This is a genomic window from Niameybacter sp. (assembly GCF_036655075.1).
GTDB lineage: Bacteria > Bacillota > Clostridia > Lachnospirales > Cellulosilyticaceae > Holtiella.
Window position 1 is genome coordinate 1 of the sequence record NZ_JAVVQU010000043.1, and the last position, 22,337, is coordinate 22,337.

Genomic DNA, 22,337 nt, shown 5'->3' on the forward strand with positions numbered 1-22,337 from the left:
AGAAGCCTCTGATAAATAAACTAGGTGAGATGTATTGGGGTTCACCACGATTTAAAGCACCAGAGGAAAGTGAGCTAAATGCTCTTATTGACGAAAGGGCCAATGTATATACTATGGGAGCAATCGCATTTGGATTACTTGGTGGTGAAACTAACCATTCACTTGAGAAATGGGAAGCAAACGAATATCTTTATCAAGTTGCCAAGCGTGCAACTGAGCTAGATAAAAATAAAAGATATAGCTCAGTAAGTGAATTTTATTGTGAGTGGATTAAATTTGCTTCAATGTAATTACATAATAATATTCTAGTGATAGTATAAAACCCATCTATAAAGTAAATTTGTTCAATAGCAGAATAGGAAGTCTTATAGGTGGGTTTTGGGCATAAGAGGAGTGATTTAGTTATATAAACAACTATTCGCGAAACACAAGTTTTACGAATAGTTGTTTATATAAGACAACCAAAGCCTCTATTTATCATTTTTATCTATACTTCTTTATATAAGCTTATATAAATTTTATGAACTATCCTTCTTTCTAGAGATTTATGTAAATGGTTATTAATAAAAACAACACATGCTTCCCTTAAATTTAGAGAAAAGCATGTGTTGTCATTTTGTAATCATACACTTCTATAAGGATTTTCATCCTTTTAATATTCTTGCCTAGACTTTACTCAGCTTGTGCTGAAATGCTTAGGTTAACAACTTTTGATGGACAAATTGTAGAAATTGCATGTTTGTAAATCATCTGTTGTTTGCCTTCACTTTCTAAAAGAACAACAAAATTGTCAAAACCTCTTACTGTTCCTTTAATTTGGAAACCATTTGTTAAAAATACAGTTACTGCAATGCGATCTTTTCTTAATTGGTTTAAAAGTAAGTCTTGAAGATTAATAGCTTTACTCATACGACATACCCCTCCTAAGGATTTGATAGAATAAATTAATTGTATAGGATAAATCTATACTTGTCTATATATTGCTTGAAATTTCTAGATTCGTTATTTCTAGTATTCACTTTCTTTGTTTTCATTATACATCTATTTCCAAATTAATTATAGGGTTAATCTACTATATTTTGGAGCTGCTGTAACATTTTATCTACAATAGACGTTGCATCAAAGTTTAATTGGTCGACGGGAATGAATAAAGGGTTAGCTTGATGACGGAACCAAGTCAATTGACGCTTAGCAAAGTTTCTTGTATTTTGTTTAAGTTTATCTACACAGGCTTCTAAACTCATTTCACCTCTAAAGTAAGGGAAGAATTCTTTGTAGCCAATGGCCTTCATACTGGTTAAGTCTTCTCTAAGTCCTGCATTATAGAAAGATTGCACTTCTTCTACAAGACCTTCAGTAAGCATTTGGTCTATACGTAAGTTGATGCGGTTATAAAGCGTTGTACGGTCCATATCTAGGGCAAAAAATTGATACGTATAAGGTGAAACTTGTGCAGCACGCTTCTCCTTCTCCTCTTCATTATGAGAAGAAATAGGATGGCCTGTTTGAGCGTAATACTCGAGGGCACGAATTACACGTTTCACATTGTTCGGATGAATAGTATTGGCACTTACAGGGTCTACTTCTCCTAGTTGATTATGAAGGAAGGTGGTACCATGTAAGTCGGCAAGTGCCTCAAGTTCTTTTCTATAAGTGGTATCTTCTTCGGTCTCATCAAATTGGGTATCAAATAAGATAGCATTTAAGTAAAAGCCTGTACCACCTACTAAAATAGGGATTTTACCTTTTTCTGAAATAGCATGAATTGCCTTTTCTACTTCAGTTTTAAACCAGGCAATGTTACACCCTTCTCTTGGGTCTAATAAGTCAATCATATAGTGAGGGATGCCGCCCATCTCTTCTTGAGTGACCTTGGCAGTTCCAATATCCATACCTGTATAAACTTGCATGGAATCACAAGAGATAATCTCTCCATTAATGCGTTTAGCAAGCTGGACGCTTGACTTTGTTTTGCCGGAAGCCGTAGGCCCCGCTATAAGAATAAGTTTTTGTTTCATATGGTCACCTACTGGATTCGTTTAAAGATTTTTTCAATATCCGTTTTACTAAGTTTCACAAGTGTTGGGCGTCCGTGTGGACAGGTATAAGGATTTTTGAGTATTAATAAAGACTCAATAAGGGCCTTACATTCAACTCTTGAGAGTTGGTCATGTGCCTTAATGGCACTTTTGCATGAGAGCTGAATGATGTGTTCTTCACGCATTTCATATAAATTGGATGTCTTTTTTATATCAATACTGTCTAACATATCTCGAAAGGCTGTCAGAGACATAGGTTGATTAAAAAGATAAGGGACTTCTCGAATGATAATAGAAGATTCGCCAAATAGCTCTATGCCAAATCCAAGACGTTGTAAAAGATCTAAATGCGTTTCTACAAAAAGGAGTTCTTGACTTGGAAGATACAATGTCTCAGGCATTAAGAGGATTTGTGTAGACACATGACTGGTTGTAAAGTCTTGCATATATTGTTCGTACATGACACGTTCATGAGCTGAATGTTGGTCCATGAGTAAGACTTGCTCACCATATTCTAAAATCCAATACGTATTGAAGAGTTGTCCTATAATCTTATAATCGATCCCTTCTACTGGTTTATAAGCTTCTGCAGCTGTATCTGGAGCTTGAGATGTCGATTGGACGGTTTTAATATCAGAATCATCTGGCAGTATATGTGAAGTAGTTGGTGATTCTGGTATTCCTAAATGTTGCGGTGTGGTTAGAGAAGCCTGTTCACCGCTTAAAGGCACTAAAGGTGTCCCCTCACTGTCAGTTAAGACTGGTTTATCTACGTTTTTTACTATTTCAGAATAGGTTAGATTTCCTGTTTGTATAACAGGCGCTGTATAAGCAAAGCAATCAGTGGAGGTCTTATCTGGCAATGCATGTGCTTCTTCGGCAACTGTTGTAGGCACTGCTAGGGTTTGATCAAATAAAGGTTGGTACACAGTGCGGCCTTTTTCAAAATCTTCCTTTTGTTTAAGGGGCGCATCCACCAGTTTACTTGGATTATAAGATTTTTGAAATTGAGGTTTAGTAAAGAAACTTTCGACTTTGATGTCTCCTGTTGCCTGGATAGGTGCAGGTTTGTAAGCCGAAGGCCCATTTAAGGCCTTTAACTCTGGAATTAAGTTTTTCTCTTGTAGATGTTGACGAATACCATTATACACCACATTATATACACGTTCACTGTCACTAAAACGCACTTCGAGTTTAGTAGGATGTACATTGACATCTACCTCTTCTGGTGGCAAGTTAAGATGTAAGATGACAAAAGGAAACTTACCAATTGTAACAAGGGTTTTATAAGCTTCTTCTGTTGCTTTTTGAAGGAGATTGCTCTTTACTGTACGTCCATTAATAAAGAACTGCTCATATTGTCTATTGGCACGGGTCAAAGTAGGCAGTCCAATAAGGCCTGATACTTGGATGCCATCTTCTTCATAATGGAGTTCTAAGGTTCCTTTAGCTGTATCTTTGCCATAAAGGCTAAAGACACAGCGTGTAAGGTCATAGTTGCCTGCTGTTTGGAAGACTAACTTATTATTTTGAATATATTTAATGGCCACTTCGGGATGTGCTAAAGCCAGCTTATAGACAACTTCTGCAATTTTACTTGTTTCGGTTGAAGTAGCCTTTAAGAAAGCACGACGCGCTGGAACATTGTAAAAAAGTTGACGCATGATGATCGTTGTACCAGCAGGACAAGCAATCTCTTCGGAATGAAGGATTTGCCCGGCCTCTACTTCTACCCGTTTACCCGTCATGGCATTAGTGGTTTTAGTTAATAACTCTACTTTGGCAACGGCTCCAATACTTGCTAAGGCTTCACCACGAAAACCTAGAGATAAGACGTGGACTAAGTCTTCAGCTGAAGTGATCTTGCTTGTAGCATGACGCAAAAAGGCAATTTCTACTTCATCTTTTGGGATGCCTTTACCATTGTCTGTAATACGAATAAGGTCTACTCCACCATTTTTGATTTCAATGGTGATAGATGAAGCGGCTGCATCAATACTATTTTCAACAAGTTCCTTCACAACGGAAGCTGGGCGATCCACCACTTCTCCTGCCGCAATTTTATTAATGGTATGGGTATCTAATAATTGAATTTGCGCCACGCTGTCACTCCCTTACTTCTTAGATTTCTTATTTTTAGAGGTGGATTCTTTTAACTGATTTTTAAGTTCAAATAAAAGCTGCATTGCCTCAAAAGGGGTCATATTCATTAAATCTGCAGATTCTAAAGCATCAATAATATCATAATGCGCCGCAGTCCCACCAAAGAGACTTAATTGTGCAACATCATCACCTACCTGAGTAGATTGAGAAAGTCTTGGTGTTACAATTTGATTTTCAGGATTGAGTACATCGCTGGCTACATGAATTGACGATTGAACGAGGTTAGGCTGTGCTTTATGTGCTTCTACTACTTTGGAAGAAGCTTCTACCACATTACGCAAGTCTTTTGAACTATCGCCTTCAATCTCTGCCATAATGGCGTGAGCACGGTCTAGAACTTCTTTTGGAAGGCCTGCTAAGTGAGCCACTTGAATCCCATAACTGTGGTCCACACTACCTGGTACAATTTTGTGCAAGAAGATAATGGTTTCACCCATTTCTTTGACTTGTACGCAATAATTTTGGAGAGATGGAATGGTCTTTTCTAGTTCTGTGAGCTCATGATAGTGCGTGGCAAAAAGTGTCTTTGCACCAAGCTTATGGGTATCTGCAATATGTTCGATAATAGCCCATGCAATACTTAAGCCATCAATGGTACTTGTCCCACGACCAATCTCATCTAATATGAGTAAGCTTTTTCGTGTAGCATGGTGTAAGATATTAGACACCTCCATCATCTCTACCATGAAGGTACTTTGGCCTGAGGCTAAGTCATCAGATGCGCCTACACGGGTAAATATACGGTCTACTACCCCAATATGGGCAGATTCAGCTGGTACAAAGGAACCCATTTGTGCCATGAGCACAATAAGTGCAGTTTGACGCATAAAGGTAGATTTACCTGCCATATTAGGACCTGTAATCAAGTTAATTTGATGGTCCTTTTCATTAAGGTATACATCATTTGCAATAAACTGATGATGTCCAATAATCTTTTCTACAACAGGATGGCGTCCTCCTATAATACTTAGGGTATCGGATTCATCAATGAGTGGTTTTACATAGCCGTTCACTTCTGCCGCTATGGCTAGAGAAGTGAGCATATCCAGTTCTGCTACAAGACGAGACATATTTAAGAGACGATCCATATGTGTTGCCATAAAGTCACGAACTTCTGTGAAGAGTTTATACTCTAAGGCTTGAAGTTTTTCATCTGCCCCTAGAATTTTTTCTTCTATTGTTTTGAGTTCTTCGGTAATGTAACGCTCACAATTTGAAAGGGTTTGCTTACGAATAAAATAATCAGGTACTAAATGGTTATAGGACTGAGTGACTTCTAAGAAGTAGCCAAACACTTTGTTATATTTAATTTTTAAATTTTTAATACCCGTTTGTTCTTTTTCCTTGGTTTCCACATCACGTAACCAGTTGGTTCCATGGGTTTTGACATCACGGAGTTCATCAATTTCTTGATTGTAACCCCTTTTCATCAGACCACCTTCACGGAGGGAAATAGGTGGTTCATCTACAATGGCCATGTCAATACGCTCAAAAAGGTCACTTAAATCATCAAACTGGTTGTACATGCCGGCTAGTGCCCCACTTGTTGTTGTTTCTAAATGGCTGTGTAGTTCAGGAAGTACACGTAAAGATTCTTTAAGAGCAATGAGGTCTTTGGCGTTACAAGTCCCATAGGCAATACGTCCTACAAGACGTTCCATATCATAAATGGCACTTAAACAAGTTTTAATATCATCTCGTAAGAATAAGCTTTCTTTCAGTTCAGAAGTAGCTTCTAGTCGTGCATTAATGGCTTCTTGATGAATGAGCGGCTGCTCGACACATTTTCTTAAATAACGTGCACCCATAGCCGTTTGAGTGTGGTCTAAGACATGAAGCAAGGAGCCTTTACGTTTTTTCTCACGAAGGGTTTCTGTAAGTTCTAGATTGCGTCTTGTGGCACTATCTAGAAGCATAAACTCATTCACATTATAAAAGGTGATTTGTCCTAAATGAGAAAGCTCATTTTTCTGTGTTTCTTTTAAGTAATTTAAAAGCGTTGCACAAGCTAAGACACAGGCAGGATGAGCTGTAAGTCCAATACCATCTAATCCTAAAATATGAAAATGGTTGAGTAAAAGCTTTTCACATAAGTCGTAGTCTAGAACATGTTCAGGTAACTGCTCAACAAGGGCATTAAAGCGATCCTTAAGTCCTGTTGCTACTGTAGTTTCTGTATAGACTCTGGCATCAAGAAGACATTCTACAGGGGCAAACTTAGCCAGTTCATCCATAATCTTAAGATCACCTTGGTCAATACCTATTTCGGTTACAAGCCACTCTCCTGTTGTCACGTCACATAGACTTAGTCCATAGTGATCTTCAGTACGGACTAAAGAAGTAATGTAGTTGTTTTTCCCTTCTTGAATGGTATTGCCTTCTAGTATAGTTCCAGGTGTAACAATACGGACAATGCCACGTTTAACCAGTCCTTTTGTTGCAGAAGGGTCTTCTAATTGTTCACAAATGGCTACCTTGTAGCCTTTTTCAACAAGACGTGCAATGTAGTTATCCGCAGCATGGAACGGTACCCCACACATAGGGGCACGTTCGCTCAGACCACAGTCACGACCAGTTAAAGTAATTTCTAGTTCTCTTGAGACAGTTGTTGCATCTTCAAAGAACATTTCATAGAAGTCTCCGAGACGGAAGAATAAAATACAATCTGGATTGGCTTCTTTAATGTCTAAGTACTGTCTCATCATTGGTGTTACGTTCATTCTATTCACAAAGTCACCTTCTATAAGCATTCCCCGATTAAGTAGTGGGTTTTTGCTCCTGTAATTTTAATATCTACAATTTTTCCAATTTCACTTGGGTCTGCTTTAACATGGACTAAAACACTTTCTGAAGTACGACCGCTTAGAAGGTTTGGATCATGTTTACTCACTTCTTCAAGGAGTACATCGGTATGGTGTCCAATGAAACTTTCCATATAGTCCACTTGAATTTCATGAACTAAGTCTAAAAGACGATTAAAACGATCTTTTGAGACTACTTCTTCAATTTGATTGTCCATTGTAGCAGCTGGTGTACCTGTACGTTTGGAGTATACAAAAGTAAAGGCACTCGCAAAGCGTACTTGACGCACAACATCCATCGTTTCTTGGAAGTCTTCTTCTGTTTCACCAGGGAAACCAATAATAATGTCTGTTGTAAGAGCGATATGTGGCATAGTAGCTTTCACTTTGGAAACGAGTGCTAAGTATTGTTCTTTTGTATAACGACGATTCATACGTGTTAAAACATCAGTGCTCCCAGCTTGGAATGGAAGATGTAGACTGTTACAGAGCTTATCACATTCAGACATGGCTAAAATTAAGTCGTCACTTAAGTCTTTTGGATGAGAGGTCATAAAGCGCAGGCGCTCCAATCCTTCAATTTTATTTACTTCACGAATTAAATCAGCAAAAGTCATTGGAATGTCTAAAGTCTTCCCATAAGAGTTGACATTTTGTCCAAGAAGCATAATTTCTTTTACACCGTCTTCTACAAGGGCATGAATCTCTTTTAAGATGTCTTCAGGATTACGGCTTCTTTCACGTCCACGTACATAAGGCACAATACAGTAAGTACAGAAGTTATTACAGCCATACATAATATTGACACAAGATTTGAAAGGATATTTTCTTTCGTTTGGTAAGTCCTCTACAATGTCTTGATGAGAATCCCAAATGTCAATAACAGGTTTACCTGTTTCAAAGCGTGTTTGTAAAAGCTCAGGAAGTTTATAAATATTGTAAGTTCCAAAAATCATATCTACATGACGATAGGTTTTCTTTAACGTTTCTAGCACAATATCTTGTTGCATCATACATCCACAAAGGGCAATGAGTAAGTTTGGATTAGCTCTTTTAAGTTTTTTTAGATAACCGAGCTTACCATAAATTCTATTTTCCGCATTTTCGCGCACACAACAAGTATTGTACAGAATAAGATCTGCCTCTGCCTCTTTATCGGTTTCGCTATACCCCATTTTGCTAAGCATCCCTTGGATTTTTTCAGAATCATGTGCATTCATCTGACAGCCGAAAGTGGTAATACAAAACTTAAGATTTTTACCTTGTATATGATGTGCTAATTGGGAAATGATATCCATCTGTCTTTTTGCCTCGGCAGTTGAAATTTCAATTTCTTGTCTTTTTCCCATAATAACCTCCAATTTAATTGTTTATTAGACGTCTATTATACCACTATTTAGCATGCCGTTTCTACCATTAAAAAAAAGGTGTTAAAAGTACATATTTTCCACCTATAAAATATTTAAATTTACAAATGATATAAAGTAAGCATTTTTGTTTGAGAAAGGAGCATGCCGATGAAATTTTCAAAACTTAGCACTAAAGTCTGTGCCGTACTTGCCTTAATGTTAATAGGAGCAAATGGGGCAGCTAAACTTTATGCCACTGAAAACACTTACTTAGAAGATTTGCCCATTGAGATTGAACTCCCCTCTTTAAAAGAAGGAGTAACCACAGATGAAGAAAAACAAACTTCTGAAACTCAAGCACCACCTACCCTTTCAGAGGAAGAATTAACTAGCAAATTCAAAGAAATTCTAGAGGGCATTATAGACAAGCGTAATCACTATTTATTAGAGGGTCATGTAGAGGGGTTAAAAAGCCTTTATAATACAGATATTAAAACCGGGCTTTATGCTTTTGAACATGAAGAAATTAAAAGTAAGTATCTCAAAAATTGGGCGGATAAACAAGGGGTAACCTTTAAAGACATTACTTCTACCCTTCATATGCGTAAAGTGAGAGATCGCAAAGACGGCCTATATGGAATGACATGTAATGTAAGTACAGAATTTAGTTATAGTTATAATGATGATCCTGAAACTTTAACACACTTTAAACTAGGAACATCTCATTACATTCATCTGAAACAAATAGGTGAGGATTATTTAATCGTTAAAGAATGGTATACTGATCCTTTTGCAGATTCTTTAGATATTACCAATGAAAAATCTGAAGAAATGAAAAATTATATTGTAGAGCATCATTCTCCAGAATATGTAGCGGATGAGCGTACCCAACATGCCATTGACTATGCACATCAATACTGTGGTATTGGAGACGGTGAGTATTTATTTAAATACAACAAGGGGTATTTGAACTGTAACCCACGAGGTGGAGACTGTGCCAATTTTGCTTCTCAAATTATGCATGAAGGTGGCAAGTTTAAGAAGAATGGTACATGGAACTATACCAATGATGGCACCAAAGCTTGGGTGAATGCACAATCTCTTAAAAATTATTTAGTGAACAGTGGGCGTGGATCTTGCATTGCTAAAGGAAGTTATAAAGAAGTTTATAAAGCAGCCTACGAACTCCGTCCTGGAGATATTGTAGCTTATGAGAAAAAGGGACGTATTACCCATGTTTCTACAGTGACAGGATTAGATTCAAAGGGGTATCCTCTAGTAACTTGTCACAATACCGATAGACTACTCGTGCCTTATGATTTAGGTTGGAGCAATAAATCTATTACTTTCCACCTCATTGATGTCCATTATTAAAGAAGCGCTCCCCAATAAATAGCATGTAAAAAAGAGATCCAAGACTGATTAATTTTCAGTTTTAGATCTCTTTTTTGAAGTTATAGTTCTTATAAATGATAGGATAGGTTTTTCTAGTCTAGGAATACGCTGTTTTCGTGTCTAAAAGACTTTAGAACATAGACGTGCTTATTGTGCCGCTTTGTAGGTGTCTAGTGCTTCGCCTACAGCTTCCATCAATTTCGTTTGGTAAGCTGGATTGGAAAGCATTTGATCCTCGTTGTAGTTACTCATAAAGCCCATTTCAAATATGACAACAGGGACTGTAGACCAGTTAAATCCTGTCATGTCGGAACGTTCAAAGATTCCATTGACTTTGACACCTTTGTCTCCTAATTTTTCTTTTAAGAGTGTGGCAAAGTTAAAGCTTGGTTCATAAATTCCCTTAGTATAGCGACTATCCTTCGCAGGAACAAGGAGTGTAGCACCTGTTTTGCCACCATTACCAATACTGTCACAATGAATACGAATAGTCATCTGAGCACCTTTGTCATTGGCAAATGTAGCACGTTCTGCATTACTAATATTAACGTCATGTGATTCACGTGTCATATAGACGGTGTAACCCTTCTCTTCTAGAAGTTGTTTAAGAATCATAGAAGCCTCTAGATTGACAACGTATTCTGCTTTTTTTGTCCCAACCCCGGCTGTTCCAGAAGAAACTCTTGCCTTACGTCCGCCACTTCCCGGTGCTACAGGTTCACTTTTCCCGTCACCTTTAGCTTGATGACCTGGGTCAATACAAACGATAAAAGGTTGGTCTAGGGAAGCACCATAAAGAGGAAGGCTCGCAAAAATAAGTAGGATTGGAATTAAAAGTTTAAGAAAATACTTACGCATAAAACATTCTCCTTTTTACACAAATAAGTCATTAGAAACTAACAAACTTAACGTGTGTCAAAAGGAGAATGTTTATACCCATCTTTGTCATTTTGGAGTAAAAATCCTATTATAGCGGCTGACTATTTTAAAGTAGATTTGACGAGGCATACCTTTTAAAAGTTGATAGCAGACTTGGTTTAAGAAACCTGGGATGAGAAACACTTGATTGCGATGAAGCCCTTGTAAAGAGGCATATACCACTTCTTCTGCACCCATCCAAGTGACAATGCCTATATTTTTACAAGCTTCCTTAGGAATGGCTAGTCGACTATGGAAATCGGTATGGACAAAGCCTGGACATAAGGCTTGGACACGAATGCCATAAGGTATAAGTTCCATAGCTAAAGACTCAGAAAACTGAATAAGAAAATGCTTGGTTCCACAATACATGCCAGAAGATGGCAAAGGTGTAAAAGCGGCTAAAGAACAAACGTTAATAATAGCCCCTTTTCTTTTGCTTGCCTTGAGTTGATTGGCTACAATATGGCATAAGGTGATACTAGCTATAACATGTACTTGTAACATCTCTAGTTGGGTATCAAGTGCATCTTCTAGAAAAGATTTTTCTAATCCATAACCCGCATTGTTAACTAATATTTCAAGGGTATCTTGTGTTTTTACAAAGTTAACAAAACGGTTAAAGGATAGGGTATCTTTAAAGTCTACAATACATACAGTTACCAAGACGTGATAGGTCTGGCTTAAAGTGTGTGCTACTTCTTCTAAGACCTGACGCCTTCTTCCTGTCAAAATTAAATGATAGCCACGTGCGGCAAGTGCTGAGGCATAAGCACGTCCAATGCCACTCGTTGCACCTGTAATTAAAGCTGTTTTTCTCATACAACCCCCTCCGCTCGTTCAAACAACCTTGGAGTAGCAATGTTGTTTGAACTTCTATGTAAAAATAAATTAAACTTAGTATAGCATAAAGAACGCTTGAAACCAAACAAGACGCAGAATTAATCTGCGTCTTGGGCTTTTGCAATAAAGGTTTTTACGTCTTCAATGGCATAGTGAGGGGTTCTTGCATGGAGAACCGCTTCGCAGTTGTGACAAATTGGAATAAGATCTTGATGAGGATCTAAGTTTTCTAGTGGTTCAAGAGGCTTTAGATTATGAATTTTAATAAGGCCTTCAAAGTCTAAGCCATAAGTGTAACCAAAGTCAAAACCACAAAGTTCACAAACTGCACCATAATAGTTAAGACACTCCGCTTTCTTCTCTTCAAAAAGAGAGACCGGTGTATCAGCTGTAACGCATACATCATCTTGGATGATAGGTTCAGAAGTAACTTGGTCTTGGCTTGTTTGTTGCATAATAGGTGCATCTTGCACAGTACTTTCAGTTTGGATCACGTGTTCAGTATTCACAGTTGCCTCTTCTTTCTCGTTAAGGGCTTCACTATGGAAAGCCATAACAGGTAGTGGTATAGGAGTAGAAGGTGATATAGGAACAATAGGTGTTACAGGCTTAACAGTTGTTGTAGGCTCTACTTTAAGCTTAGCAGGCGTATCATCGATTAAGAAGTCAATAAAGTCATCGAGAGAAGGAAGTTCGCCAGTAGGGCTTAAAATAGATCTTTTTGGTGTAGATTCTTCTGAGGGACGCATCATATATTTAATATTTAAAGCTTCATATTCAGGCGTCAATGCACGTTCTAGTGTAGGGAGCAGCTTTTCTTCCATAAGCATAGTCAATGCTTGGTCGAGTTCTGGACGAAGATTAAAACAGAATCTTTGGTTACTCTCATAGGAGCCTGTAAAGAGAAGTTGCCACCATAACAGTTTGCCTTCTTCGTTTTTAGGGACTTCAATTTTTAGGGCTGCTTTAATACGTTTGCATAAAGATAAAATAACCTCATAAAATGGGTATTTAGAAGAATATCCTTCTAGATCAGACAAACTTTCAGATGTAATATGAAGGCTTCCTAGGCTATACATTTTTAAAATAAGATCTTGATTTTTAGCTGTGAAAATAGATGTTTTCATAAATAAGTCAGCCCAGTCTGAAGATGGAATAGGATGAACGACATAATCTTCAATTTGAAGAGGTTCATTGGCTACAGCTTCTTCAGGTAGAAGATTTAAAAAATCTTCCTTGGTAAGTGGTGCTTCTTCAACATAAGGGGTAATGACTTCTTCAACAACTTCTTCAATGTGATTAGGTGCGTAGTTATACTCATCTAGTCTTCTTTGGCATAACTTTACCACATCCTGAGGGAAAAGTTGTTTGTAGGTGTCTTTTGTTACTAAGGCTTCGACAGATAAGTCTAGACGTTGTTGTTCCCAGAGCAAAGTAAAATCAAATGTATGAGCATCTGTTGGCAGAATTTTAATGGCAGCCTCATACCCACCATACTTATTAATCATTTCAAGTAAACGTGGGGATTTATATTTAAGCTCTTTAACAATTCGCTTGTAAAGTGCAATCATTTCTTCATGAAAGGTTCGTTTAAGTATAATGTCTTGTTGATTCATGTTTTGTCCTCTAACTTTCTCTTTTTAACCTTATTAGACTAATGCACAACTTGGGTAGATGTCAATAACTATTTCTTTAATTTCTGCAGAATAGGTTACTCACCTAGTATGAGAAAAAATCAAATTCCTTATGCGATTTAAAAAAAGAAAGCGTTGTAAACACACTTAAATTTTAAAATACATAAGGTATTTTTTATAAAAATTAAACTTTATATCGTGGACTATGACCAATAGAAAAATCAGCCACAAATCCAGCTTGATGGATCGCATTTGTAAGCGCACAACTAGCAGTTGCAGATTCTGCGCCAAGACAAGCTTTACCATCGTAAAGGGCATACTTTTCACGAACGCCTAGAGGTGAAAGGTTGGGCATCACCACATTAGCACCCGCTTGTAGTCCTTTTGCTCGACCAGTAGTGTCTAGTGTAGAAAGCGCTGTTGTGGCAGGCAGGAGCACATCTGGGAGCATAAGGCGCACTAAAGCCAGTAAAAATGTTGTAAGATTGATTGTACCACTCGGAAAGGTACCAAGTGGGGTATCGTGCTGTGGCATAAAAGGACCAATCCCAACCATATGAGGTTGAAGCCGGTTTAAGAAAACTAGATCTAATGCTAAGTCTTCTAGTGTCTGTCCAGGTACACCGACCATAAAGCCCGCGCCTACTTGATAGCCAATAGATTTTAAATCCTCTAAACAGCGTATACGATGTTGAAAACTCATATGAGGATGAAGTTTTTCATACAGGTCACAAGAAGCGGCTTCATGACGCAAAAGGTACCTTGTTGCACCAGCTTTGAAAAAGCGAAGGTAAGCATCATGGCTACGCTCACCAATAGATAAGGTAATGGCACAGTCAGGATAATGCTCATGAATAGCTCGAACTAAAGATTCTATCTTGTCATCGGTGAAGGCCACATCTTCGCCTCCTTGCAAAACAAAAGTCCGATAGCCAAGGTTGTAACCTTCTTTGCAACAGACTAGAATGTCTGTCTCACTTAGACGATAGCGACTTAGGGCTTTGTTTTCACAGCGTAGTCCACAGTATAAACAATGTCTATGACAGTAATTCGTGAATTCAATGAGCCCTCTTAAGTAAACACGCTCACCAAAGTAACGTTCTTTAACTTGAAGTGCTAAGTCGCAAGCTTCTTTGGCCAGTTCATCTGTATAATGGGTAAGTATATATAACCATTCTTTATGCTCTAAATTTGTTGTTTCATAGAGTTTATGTAGAAGGCTTAAACCTTTATCTTTTGTCATTTTTATAATCCCCTATCGTATGAGAGTCTGACGAAGCACGCTATAAAGATTAGTTATTCTAAGTATAACATTAAAGGGTTGTCTAGGGGAATAAGAAATATTGTGTCTAAATTAAAAAAGATTCTACGAGAGTTCGTAGAACCTTTTTTAATTGAAAACTTAGTGCTTACCAGTTACGTTTAATCCCTGTCTCTGTTAAAGCAATAGCACCTTCTTTTAAAAGACGGCCAATGGCACGCTTGAAAGAAGCCTTGCTCATACCAAGTTGGGCTTTAATTGCTTGTGGTGTGCTCTTGTCTCCTAAAGGTAATGTTCCACCTTGTTGTTCAAGCAAGTTCATAATCTTAGTTGAATCATCCTCCATTTGTTGGAAAGCCTGTTTACGTAAGCTTAAAACCAATTTCCCATCAGGACGGATGTTTTTAACACGTACATTCAGTTTGTCACCAATGTGTAAAGAACCAATCATTTCAGTTGTAGGGATAAGGCCATGGTAGCCCTCTTCTACTGCAACTAAAGCACCCAGGTCACTTTTAACACTGTAGACAATCCCATTAACACTTTGATTTTTCTTATATGGGGATTCACAACTTAAAATATCGTAAACTTTCATTGTAGCACAGAGACGGTCACTTTTGTCAATATAAAGTCCCACTAACACTTCATCACCTTTTTGAGGCTTGCCTACTTGTTCCTTGAATGGAAGGAAGAGATCCTTTTGAAGCCCCCATTCCAAGAAGACTCCTATTGAAGTGATGTCTGCAACTTTTAAGGTAGCTACTTTTCCTAATGTTAACTTAGGTACTTGTACCGTTGCAATGAGCCTGTCTTCTGTATCACGGTAGACAAAAACAGAAAGGGATGTACCCAGTTCAAGGTCTTCTTCTATTTCTTGGCGAGGGATAAATACTTCTTCTTCACCTGTACTACCGATTTCTTTTAAATAAACTCCAAAATCTGTTCTTCTTACAGCTTCTAGTGTTTGTATTTTTCCTAATGCAATCATTTAATTTCTCCTTAATACAATAAGTACTTTGATTGATGTAGTATAACACAAATTGGAAAAGACATAAAGGTACGAGTTTTTTAAAGAATATATAAGCTAAATTTTTCAAAGACAACAAATATTTTTTTAAGTCCATGTAGCATGATGCACTAACTTTAAGAAGCCTTTTTCTAAAGAAAGTGTAGTGACTTCAAGGTTTAAAATACGGATAGGGCATTTAAATATTCCATACAATCCTCTTTCGTTTAAGCTTGTCTTAACTTTTGTAAAACATATACTAAAAAGGAAAGGTCTATGAGCATTTTTTATAAATAACAGGAATAACAACAAGAGTTAAAACAGTCGATAAAAGTAATCCACCTGTCACAGTTAAAGCAAGTGGTAATTGGATTTCTGCCCCTTGCCCAATACCTAGTGTCATAGGTAATAGTCCAAGTACAGTAGTCAAAGTGGTCATCAAAATAGGTTGAAATCTTGTAGTTCCTGCTTCCAAAATGGCGTCTTCCACAGAAAAACCTTCTTCTCTAAGACGATTAATAAAATCTAATAAGACAATCCCATTATTAACAACAATTCCAGATAAAATAATAAAGCCAATTAGGGCAGGCATAGAGACTGGGACACCTGCAATAAATAAAGCAAGAATACCTCCTGAAAAGGCAACAGGGACAACAGACATAATGATTAAAGGCTGAACGAAGGATTCAAATTGACTAGCCATAATCATATAAACAAGCAAGACAGCAAGTGCTAAAGCTGCAAACAAGATCTTGAAGGAATCCTTCATTTGCTCTACTTGTCCACCGAATACAATCTTATAGCCATTAGGGATTTGAATATTGGTGAGAGAGGCTTCAACATCTTTTGAAACTTCAACCAAACTTCGACCTTCAAAATCAATTTGGAGGCTAAGGGTATGGCGTTGATTACTTCTTTCAATCTTATGGTATTCCTCTCCTCTTTTATAAGTTGCAAGCGCACTCAATGGTACACGCACTCCCTTTAAATTGCTGAGTGTTAAGTTTTGTACTTCTGTAAGACCACTGTTTAAAGCTGTTTGGCTATAAAGGGTAACATCAATAGGTCCTTTAGCATCTTCTAGGCTCATAATAGGGATGGGTTTTAAGGCACCTTGGATGGCACGTGCTATTTGTTCATTTGTTAGACCATGTTGAATAGCTTGGTTCTGACTAACTTGAATGGTCAAAGTAGGTGCATTTTTTGTTTGTTTAACGTCAATAGAGGTAATGCCAGGAATGGTATAGCAAGTTGTCTGAATAGATTTCCCAAGAAGTTCTAATTGCGTAAGATCTTCACCTAATAGATTTAAGGTGATTTGGTTGCCACTCCCTCCCATCATACTGCCCCTAGTAGAGGCTGTGATTTGAGCACCTGGAATAGTTTGTGTAGCAAGGGTAGCAGCGCTTGCTACATCTTGGTCACTTACAGTCCGTGCGTTAAGAGGGGAAAGAACAAGCATCACTTGAGCACTACTACTTGAAACACTTGTAGTGAGTGCAGTTGTTGCCACACCTTCTAAGTGAGACACACGTTCAAGTACAGCTTCACTAACTTCAAAGACAGCTGACTGATTCTTTCCTTTAGGGAGATTAATTTGGATAGAGACAATACCTTGATCAGTAGATGGAAAAAAGGTAATGCCTACACCTTTTAAGGCAAATCCAGATAGAAAAAGGATGAGTAGGACAAGTGCAGCCACTCTTTTTTTATGGGTCAAGCTCAAGATAAGTACATATCTATAGAACGTGCGTAGGGCATCTAAGGTGCGATGGGATTTTTCAATTTCATAATCTTTTAAAAGACGACTAGCTAAAAGAGGCACCAAAGTAAAAGAGACACCTAGAGAGGCAATCAAAGAAAAAGTTACTGTAAAGGCCAGTTCTTGAAAGATTTTAGCAGAAATCCCTTGGACAAAAATAGCAGGTAAAAATACACTAATCGTTGTTAGTGTAGAAATGATTATAGCTTGTGCCACCTCTGTTGTCCCTTTGTAGGCCGCTTCTTTTGGAGCGAGTCCTTGCTGTTTGAGTCTATGAATATTTTCAATGACAACAATGGCATTATCGACAAGCATACCTATGCCTAGGGCTACACCACCTAAGGAAATCATATTTAAAGTCAAGTGAAAGAAATAGATGAACACAAAGGTTGTAATGACTGAAATAGGTATAGAAATAGCCATAATGAGTGTAGTACGTATATCCTTTAGAAAAAGAAATAATACCACTACTGCGAGCAAGGCACCTATTATAGCGTTGATACCGATAGCACGCACAGATTGGTCAATAATAGTACCTTGATCAAAAAGGGGAACCACTACAAGTCCTGGATGTTTCTCTTGAAGTTGATCCAAGGTTTTGCGTATAGCTGCTGATACTTCGACTGTATTAGCTGTAGATTCTTTTTGAATGGATAACATTAAACTAGGTTCACCACTCACCTGGGCAAAGCTTGTGGTAGGCGTATAAGTTTCTTCAAAGTCAGCTAGTTCTTTCAGCGTAATCGGCATTTGTTCATTGGTGAGGAGTACTAGATTTTCAAGGTCTTCTATTGTTTGAGTACTAGATTGCACACGAATACTGAGCTTAGAATGGCCTTCCTCAATCAGTCCTCCAGGTAAAGCACGATACTCACTTTTAATCTGTTGGGTAAGATGATTTGATGAAAGGCCATAAGCACTGAGGCGGTCGGCATCTACAGTAAGACGTAACTCACGTTTGACTCCACCTACAACTTCTACGGTAGCTACGCCTGGCACACGTTCTAGGCTAGGAACTACAGTGGTATCAAGGAAGTGAGTCGTTTCATTAAGGGGACTGTCCTTGAGTGTAAGTCCATAGTGCCCAATAGGCATCATGTTAGGATTTAATTTCATAATCATAGGTGTGCTAGACCCCGCAGGTAAAAGTGGTTTAACTAAATCTATTTTTTCCCGAACTTCAAGCGTTGCAAAATTCATATCTGTGCCTTCTACAAAAGATAGCATAATCATAGAACTACCTTCTGAGGAAACAGAGCTCATACTGGATACTTGACTAGTTGTTGCTAAAACACCTTCTAATGGATCTGTGATAAGGCTCTCCACTTCACTAGGACTCCCGACATAGGGAGTAACTACTACTAGCATTGGGAGATCAAAAGAAGGCAATAAATCAATACTAAGATTGAAAAAGGCTACAAATCCAAAAATTAGAACAATGCATATCAGCATAAAAGTTGTAACAGGTCTTTTAATGCTTAAAGCTGTAATTTTCATCAAGACAGCACTCCTTTATAAGGTGGATTCCATGGCATTAGCCTAAAGGTGGAACGACTTGTACAGTATCCCCAGACTGAATATAAGTATTACCATCTAAAATAATGGATTCATCAACTGCAAGGCCTTCTAAAATTTCAATGGTATCGTCATTCTCAATCCCTGTTGTAACATCTCGCCTTATAGCGGTATGTTCCTTAGTATTTAAGATATAGATATAAGCGGCATCAGAGGTACGTATTAAAGCATCCTTGGGAATAATAAGGGCGGATTCTTTTGTTTGAAGAGGCAACTGCACTTTGCCAAAACTACCACTTAGTGCGACATGATCTGGATTAGAAAGGATAAGCTGAACGGGGTATAACTCTGTTTTGACATCGGCTGTTTCGTCTACTTGCTGAACCTTACCTTTTAAATAGGTAGGGACACCTGTTGGTGAGATGACTTCTACTTCTAATAAAGATGTATTTTGAAAATAGGTTAAATGTAATTTAGGTACATAGAGATTAAGCTTAAGCGTATCGGTACTTGTTACTATCAAAGAAGGAACTAAGAAGTTCGGCTTCTCACCTACTTTTATATTGACGGCACTCACATGCCCATTTATAGGGGCTACAATGTGATATTGGTTTTTAAGTGCAACAAGAGTTTGATAACTCGCCTCTAACGTATCTAATTTATCATCACTACTGGGAGTGGAAGTATTGAGTGTAAGTAAGGTTTGTTTCAGCATTTTAAGAGATTCTAGCTCACCTTCTAAGGCTGTAATCTCTTTAGTATAAGTAGCGCCTGCATACATAGAAGATTGCGCACCATAAAGTTTATCTAGATGTTCCTCTAATGTTTCAATTTGCTCATTAAGTTTACGAATAATTTCTTCTGTCTTTTCACTTCCATCAGAAAGATTAGCGTTAAAAGCTTTGAGCTTTTCAATAGCTTCTTTAGCACTTTGGATTTGATTATTTAATTGGGTTGTATCTAAGTCCATTAAAGCATCTCCTTTAGTTACGGTATCTCCTTCTTGCACATACAGACCAATAACAGATGCAAGTGCTTGAGGAGTGATTTTTGCTTCTTCTCCGCTTTGAAGGTTGCCAGAATAATTTTGATAAATGGCAATTTCACCTGTTGTGACAGTATGTGTTGTAACAGGGATACCTTGGCTCTTACTCATTTCAGTACGGGATAGGGGCTTAGTTCGATAGATATAAAGTGATGAGAAAGCCCCTAGTAAGATAACAAGAAGGGATATGCCCCAGATTGATTGACGTTTCATAAGGTTTCACTCCAATAAGTTCATATACTGATAGTATTTGCTAATTGCTTCCATTTCATGCATGTTAGGAAGAAGAACTTATCGCCCTATACCTAACAAATACCCTTTTCTAATAAGGCGTTCATTTTGTGCATAGAAAAGGTATAGTACCTTCCCCATCATACTTATGCATCTAAAAAGTATTATATAGGTTTATAAAATTACTTAACGAAAAGAAACTAAATGCCTGAAAGCATAGAAGCTTTCAGGCATTTAGTTTCTTTTGATAGCACACTATATAGATGTAGATGATAGGAGAGCTACATTGATTTGAGCCAATAGCTTTTCTTTCACAGATTCATAAGTTGGCTGATCCACTAAATTGACTAACTCATAAGGGTCATGAAGTAGGTCAAAGAATAGATAAGGTACTCTGTTACGAGTATGGATACACAGTTTAAATTGATTATCTCGAATCATTTGCCACCCTGATTCTGGATCAATATATTCAGCGATAATAAAGGGATTTATCGTCTCCTCTGCTTGACGCAAATAGGGCTTAAAACTTTTACCATCTACAGCGTGTACACTTTTTGTACCCGCATAATCTAAAAGAGAAGGATAAATATCCACTCCAGAGATAAGGACATCACTTACCGTATTTTTAAGTCCTTTAGGATCTTTGACGATAAACGGTACCCCGCAGGACATCTCATACGGAAGACACTTATTCTTCAGACCATGGCTCCCTTGCATATCTCCATGGTCTGAAGTAAATATCACTAGCGTTTCTTCTTCTAGACCAAGCTTACGAATTTCTTCTAAAATTTTACCAACACCGTGGTCTATCTGTGTAATCATGGCATTATAAAGACGAATATACTCATCCATGTTGTTGCCATAGCGTTGGTAGTCTGCACAGTCTTCAAAAGGCCTTGGACTATACGGTGAAAAGGTGGGTGTATAAGGGTCTACTTCTATATAATCAGGTGTATGCTTAACGGACTTACCCGAATAAATCTTAGCGTATTCTGGTAGAGGCTGCTCAGGATAGTGAGGTGCTTGATAGCCAATCACTTGGAAAAAGGGTTTACCCGTTTGTTTAAGCACGCTCAAGTTTTGTAGTGCTAAGTCAGTTGTTACCTCTGTACGATGTTGGTTAAACTCTAACTTTTCGCCTTGTCCGTTCCAAAAAATAACGTCTTTTAAAAAGCCATTATAACATTGATACCCCATAAAATATTTAAAATCTCCTTGTAAGCTAGCTGGAATAGAATCATTACCATCTCCGCCTAAATGCCATTTCCCAATAAAACTAGTTTCGTATCCAAGGCTGTTCAATTGACTTGCCAAACTAGGCGTATCTGGATATAGGCCCTGTCCGTTATAAGAGACATGGTTATGACTTGTATATAATCCTGTAAACAAAGTGCCACGATAAGGCCCACAAATAGGATTATTTGAATAGCCATTTCTAAACAGGACACCTTCTTCACAAAGTTGATCTAAATGGGGAGTTAAAATTTCGCTGTTTCGTTTGCCAAATGCGTATTTGTGCATTTGGTCAGCAAAAATGAGAATAAAATTCATAAGTGCCTCCTCGTTTTCTTTTCGTTCTAATTAATGCTATATTTCTCTCGTATGGCCAAATGATAAAAAAGATAAAAAATATAGGTAAAAATAGGCATAACCAAATGGTTGTATTCACGCGCATCCCCCTCTCTGTAAATGCCTATACTATAAATCTATTGTAGTATAGGCAAACAAAAGAATCAATATTCGAAAGAGTAAGCATCAAGTGGGTAAAGGTCTAACAAAAAAGCACTAAAACTCATTAAAAAGTTTTAGTGCTTCAATTTATTTAACGAGATATGCAATCGTTTCCACATGGCACGATAGGATAGGCTGTATGTCAAACTCCATAAGTAACATATCTACTAATATTCATGTGCTTTGAATATTTTTTTCTGCCCTTTCTAATAGAAACAATAATTCCATATAAGTCGTCTTCATCTAATAACTCATGTACTTTCACCCTATCCCCATTAGATATGAAACTAACATCTTATAAAACAAATGATCAGTTTGAGTCTTCAAATGAAGGAACAATGAGAGCTATAGGTATAGACATTCCAGATACATCTGCTAGAAATAAACTGGAACCCATTTTTGCTATTACGCTTATTCTTTAAGTAATTTAATAAAATCTGGATGATTTTTAATAAAATCTAACTCATTCTCTGGGTCATTTCTTAGCATATCCACAAAAGCTGTATAAAATTGGTTATATTCTGCTTCTTCTGTTTCCGTTCCGGTTTGTTTCATCTTGATGTGTGTATATAATCGTGAATTAGAAGTGTCCCACTTTTTACGTAATGCAGGCAACATTTTCTTAAGTGTTGCTATACAGTTCT

At 37.6% G+C, this 22,337-nt stretch carries 14 protein-coding genes and 2 pseudogenes; 2 read left to right on the forward strand and 14 right to left on the reverse strand.

The window, feature by feature from the left end; translation table 11 throughout:
* Positions 1–290 (forward strand): annotated as a pseudogene (locus tag RRY75_RS11250) (hypothetical protein); the annotation flags it as partial.
* Positions 291–672: 382 nt separating this feature from the next.
* Here the strand turns inward: RRY75_RS11250 and hfq are convergent.
* The 5 genes from hfq to miaB all read right to left on the reverse strand — a co-directional run bounded on the left by hfq (position 673) and on the right by miaB (position 8,352).
* Positions 673–909 (reverse strand): RNA chaperone Hfq, encoded by a 237-nt coding sequence (gene hfq, locus RRY75_RS11255; protein ID WP_332492858.1) that lies wholly within the window; start codon positions 907–909, stop codon positions 673–675.
* 155 nt (positions 910–1,064) lie between these two features.
* Positions 1,065–2,018 carry a tRNA (adenosine(37)-N6)-dimethylallyltransferase MiaA gene (miaA, locus tag RRY75_RS11260; protein WP_332492857.1) on the reverse strand — a complete coding sequence of 318 codons (954 nt, stop codon included), beginning with the start codon at positions 2,016–2,018 and terminating at the stop codon, positions 1,065–1,067.
* A gap of 8 nt (positions 2,019–2,026) precedes the next feature.
* Positions 2,027–4,141, reverse strand: coding sequence for a DNA mismatch repair endonuclease MutL (gene mutL / locus RRY75_RS11265; protein WP_332527517.1), 2,115 nt, complete (start codon positions 4,139–4,141; stop codon positions 2,027–2,029).
* A gap of 12 nt (positions 4,142–4,153) precedes the next feature.
* Positions 4,154–6,922, reverse strand: coding sequence for a DNA mismatch repair protein MutS (gene mutS, locus RRY75_RS11270; protein WP_332528531.1), 2,769 nt, complete (start codon positions 6,920–6,922; stop codon positions 4,154–4,156).
* Between the two features lie 20 nt (positions 6,923–6,942).
* Positions 6,943–8,352, reverse strand: a complete 1,410-nt coding sequence (miaB, locus tag RRY75_RS11275) for a tRNA (N6-isopentenyl adenosine(37)-C2)-methylthiotransferase MiaB (protein ID WP_332492853.1) — start codon at positions 8,350–8,352, stop codon at positions 6,943–6,945.
* 168 nt (positions 8,353–8,520) lie between these two features.
* Here miaB and RRY75_RS11280 point away from each other — a divergent pair, with 168 nt between their 5' ends.
* The gene (locus RRY75_RS11280) at positions 8,521–9,726 is read left to right on the forward strand and encodes an amidase domain-containing protein (RefSeq protein WP_332492851.1); all 1,206 of its coding nucleotides are present in this window, start codon (positions 8,521–8,523) and stop codon (positions 9,724–9,726) included.
* Between the two features lie 168 nt (positions 9,727–9,894).
* Here the strand turns inward: RRY75_RS11280 and RRY75_RS11285 are convergent, their stop codons facing one another.
* From RRY75_RS11285 to RRY75_RS11325, 9 genes and pseudogenes are all read right to left on the reverse strand, one after another.
* Positions 9,895–10,605, reverse strand: coding sequence for an N-acetylmuramoyl-L-alanine amidase (locus RRY75_RS11285; RefSeq protein WP_332492849.1), 711 nt, complete (start codon positions 10,603–10,605; stop codon positions 9,895–9,897).
* An 87-nt stretch (positions 10,606–10,692) separates the two neighbouring features.
* A complete protein-coding gene (locus tag RRY75_RS11290) occupies positions 10,693–11,487 on the reverse strand; it encodes an SDR family NAD(P)-dependent oxidoreductase (RefSeq protein ID WP_332492847.1) in 795 nt (264 codons plus the stop codon).
* Between the two features lie 119 nt (positions 11,488–11,606).
* Positions 11,607–13,124: an HNH endonuclease gene (locus RRY75_RS11295; protein ID WP_332527516.1), complete on the reverse strand. Its 1,518-nt coding sequence runs from the start codon at positions 13,122–13,124 to the stop codon at positions 11,607–11,609.
* 202 nt (positions 13,125–13,326) lie between these two features.
* Positions 13,327–14,385 carry a [FeFe] hydrogenase H-cluster radical SAM maturase HydE gene (gene hydE / locus RRY75_RS11300; protein ID WP_332492843.1) on the reverse strand — a complete coding sequence of 353 codons (1,059 nt, stop codon included), beginning with the start codon at positions 14,383–14,385 and terminating at the stop codon, positions 13,327–13,329.
* Between the two features lie 166 nt (positions 14,386–14,551).
* A complete protein-coding gene (locus RRY75_RS11305; protein WP_332492841.1) occupies positions 14,552–15,391 on the reverse strand; it encodes a CvfB family protein in 840 nt (279 codons plus the stop codon).
* Between the two features lie 292 nt (positions 15,392–15,683).
* Entirely contained in the window at positions 15,684–18,668 is a 2,985-nt protein-coding gene (locus RRY75_RS11310) for an efflux RND transporter permease subunit (protein ID WP_332716784.1), read from the reverse strand.
* A 37-nt stretch (positions 18,669–18,705) separates the two neighbouring features.
* On the reverse strand, positions 18,706–19,944 hold the full coding sequence (locus RRY75_RS11315; RefSeq protein WP_332492837.1) for an efflux RND transporter periplasmic adaptor subunit: 1,239 nt from the start codon (positions 19,942–19,944) through the stop codon (positions 18,706–18,708).
* 273 nt (positions 19,945–20,217) lie between these two features.
* Complete coding sequence (locus RRY75_RS11320; RefSeq protein ID WP_332492835.1) at positions 20,218–21,513, reverse strand: sulfatase-like hydrolase/transferase; 1,296 nt, start codon at positions 21,511–21,513, stop codon at positions 20,218–20,220.
* A gap of 591 nt (positions 21,514–22,104) precedes the next feature.
* Positions 22,105–22,337, reverse strand: a pseudogene (locus RRY75_RS11325) (hypothetical protein); the annotation flags it as partial.

What these genes read in the sequence shown, in the direction of transcription:
- miaA (WP_332492857.1), bottom strand. Translation starts at nt 2,018, where the DNA reads ATGAAACAAAAACTTATTCTTATAGCGGGGCCTACGGCTTCCGGCAAA.
- miaB (WP_332492853.1), bottom strand. Translation starts at nt 8,352, where the DNA reads ATGGGAAAAAGACAAGAAATTGAAATTTCAACTGCCGAGGCAAAAAGA.
- RRY75_RS11290 (WP_332492847.1), bottom strand. Translation starts at nt 11,487, where the DNA reads ATGAGAAAAACAGCTTTAATTACAGGTGCAACGAGTGGCATTGGACGT.
- hfq (WP_332492858.1), bottom strand. Translation starts at nt 909, where the DNA reads ATGAGTAAAGCTATTAATCTTCAAGACTTACTTTTAAACCAATTAAGA.
- RRY75_RS11305 (WP_332492841.1), bottom strand. Translation starts at nt 15,391, where the DNA reads ATGATTGCATTAGGAAAAATACAAACACTAGAAGCTGTAAGAAGAACA.
- RRY75_RS11310 (WP_332716784.1), bottom strand. Translation starts at nt 18,668, where the DNA reads ATGAAAATTACAGCTTTAAGCATTAAAAGACCTGTTACAACTTTTATG.
- RRY75_RS11285 (WP_332492849.1), bottom strand. Translation starts at nt 10,605, where the DNA reads ATGCGTAAGTATTTTCTTAAACTTTTAATTCCAATCCTACTTATTTTT.
- RRY75_RS11295 (WP_332527516.1), bottom strand. Translation starts at nt 13,124, where the DNA reads ATGAATCAACAAGACATTATACTTAAACGAACCTTTCATGAAGAAATG.
- RRY75_RS11315 (WP_332492837.1), bottom strand. Translation starts at nt 19,944, where the DNA reads ATGAAACGTCAATCAATCTGGGGCATATCCCTTCTTGTTATCTTACTA.
- RRY75_RS11320 (WP_332492835.1), bottom strand. Translation starts at nt 21,513, where the DNA reads ATGAATTTTATTCTCATTTTTGCTGACCAAATGCACAAATACGCATTT.
- RRY75_RS11280 (WP_332492851.1), top strand. Translation starts at nt 8,521, where the DNA reads ATGAAATTTTCAAAACTTAGCACTAAAGTCTGTGCCGTACTTGCCTTA.
- mutS (WP_332528531.1), bottom strand. Translation starts at nt 6,922, where the DNA reads ATGAACGTAACACCAATGATGAGACAGTACTTAGACATTAAAGAAGCC.
- hydE (WP_332492843.1), bottom strand. Translation starts at nt 14,385, where the DNA reads ATGACAAAAGATAAAGGTTTAAGCCTTCTACATAAACTCTATGAAACA.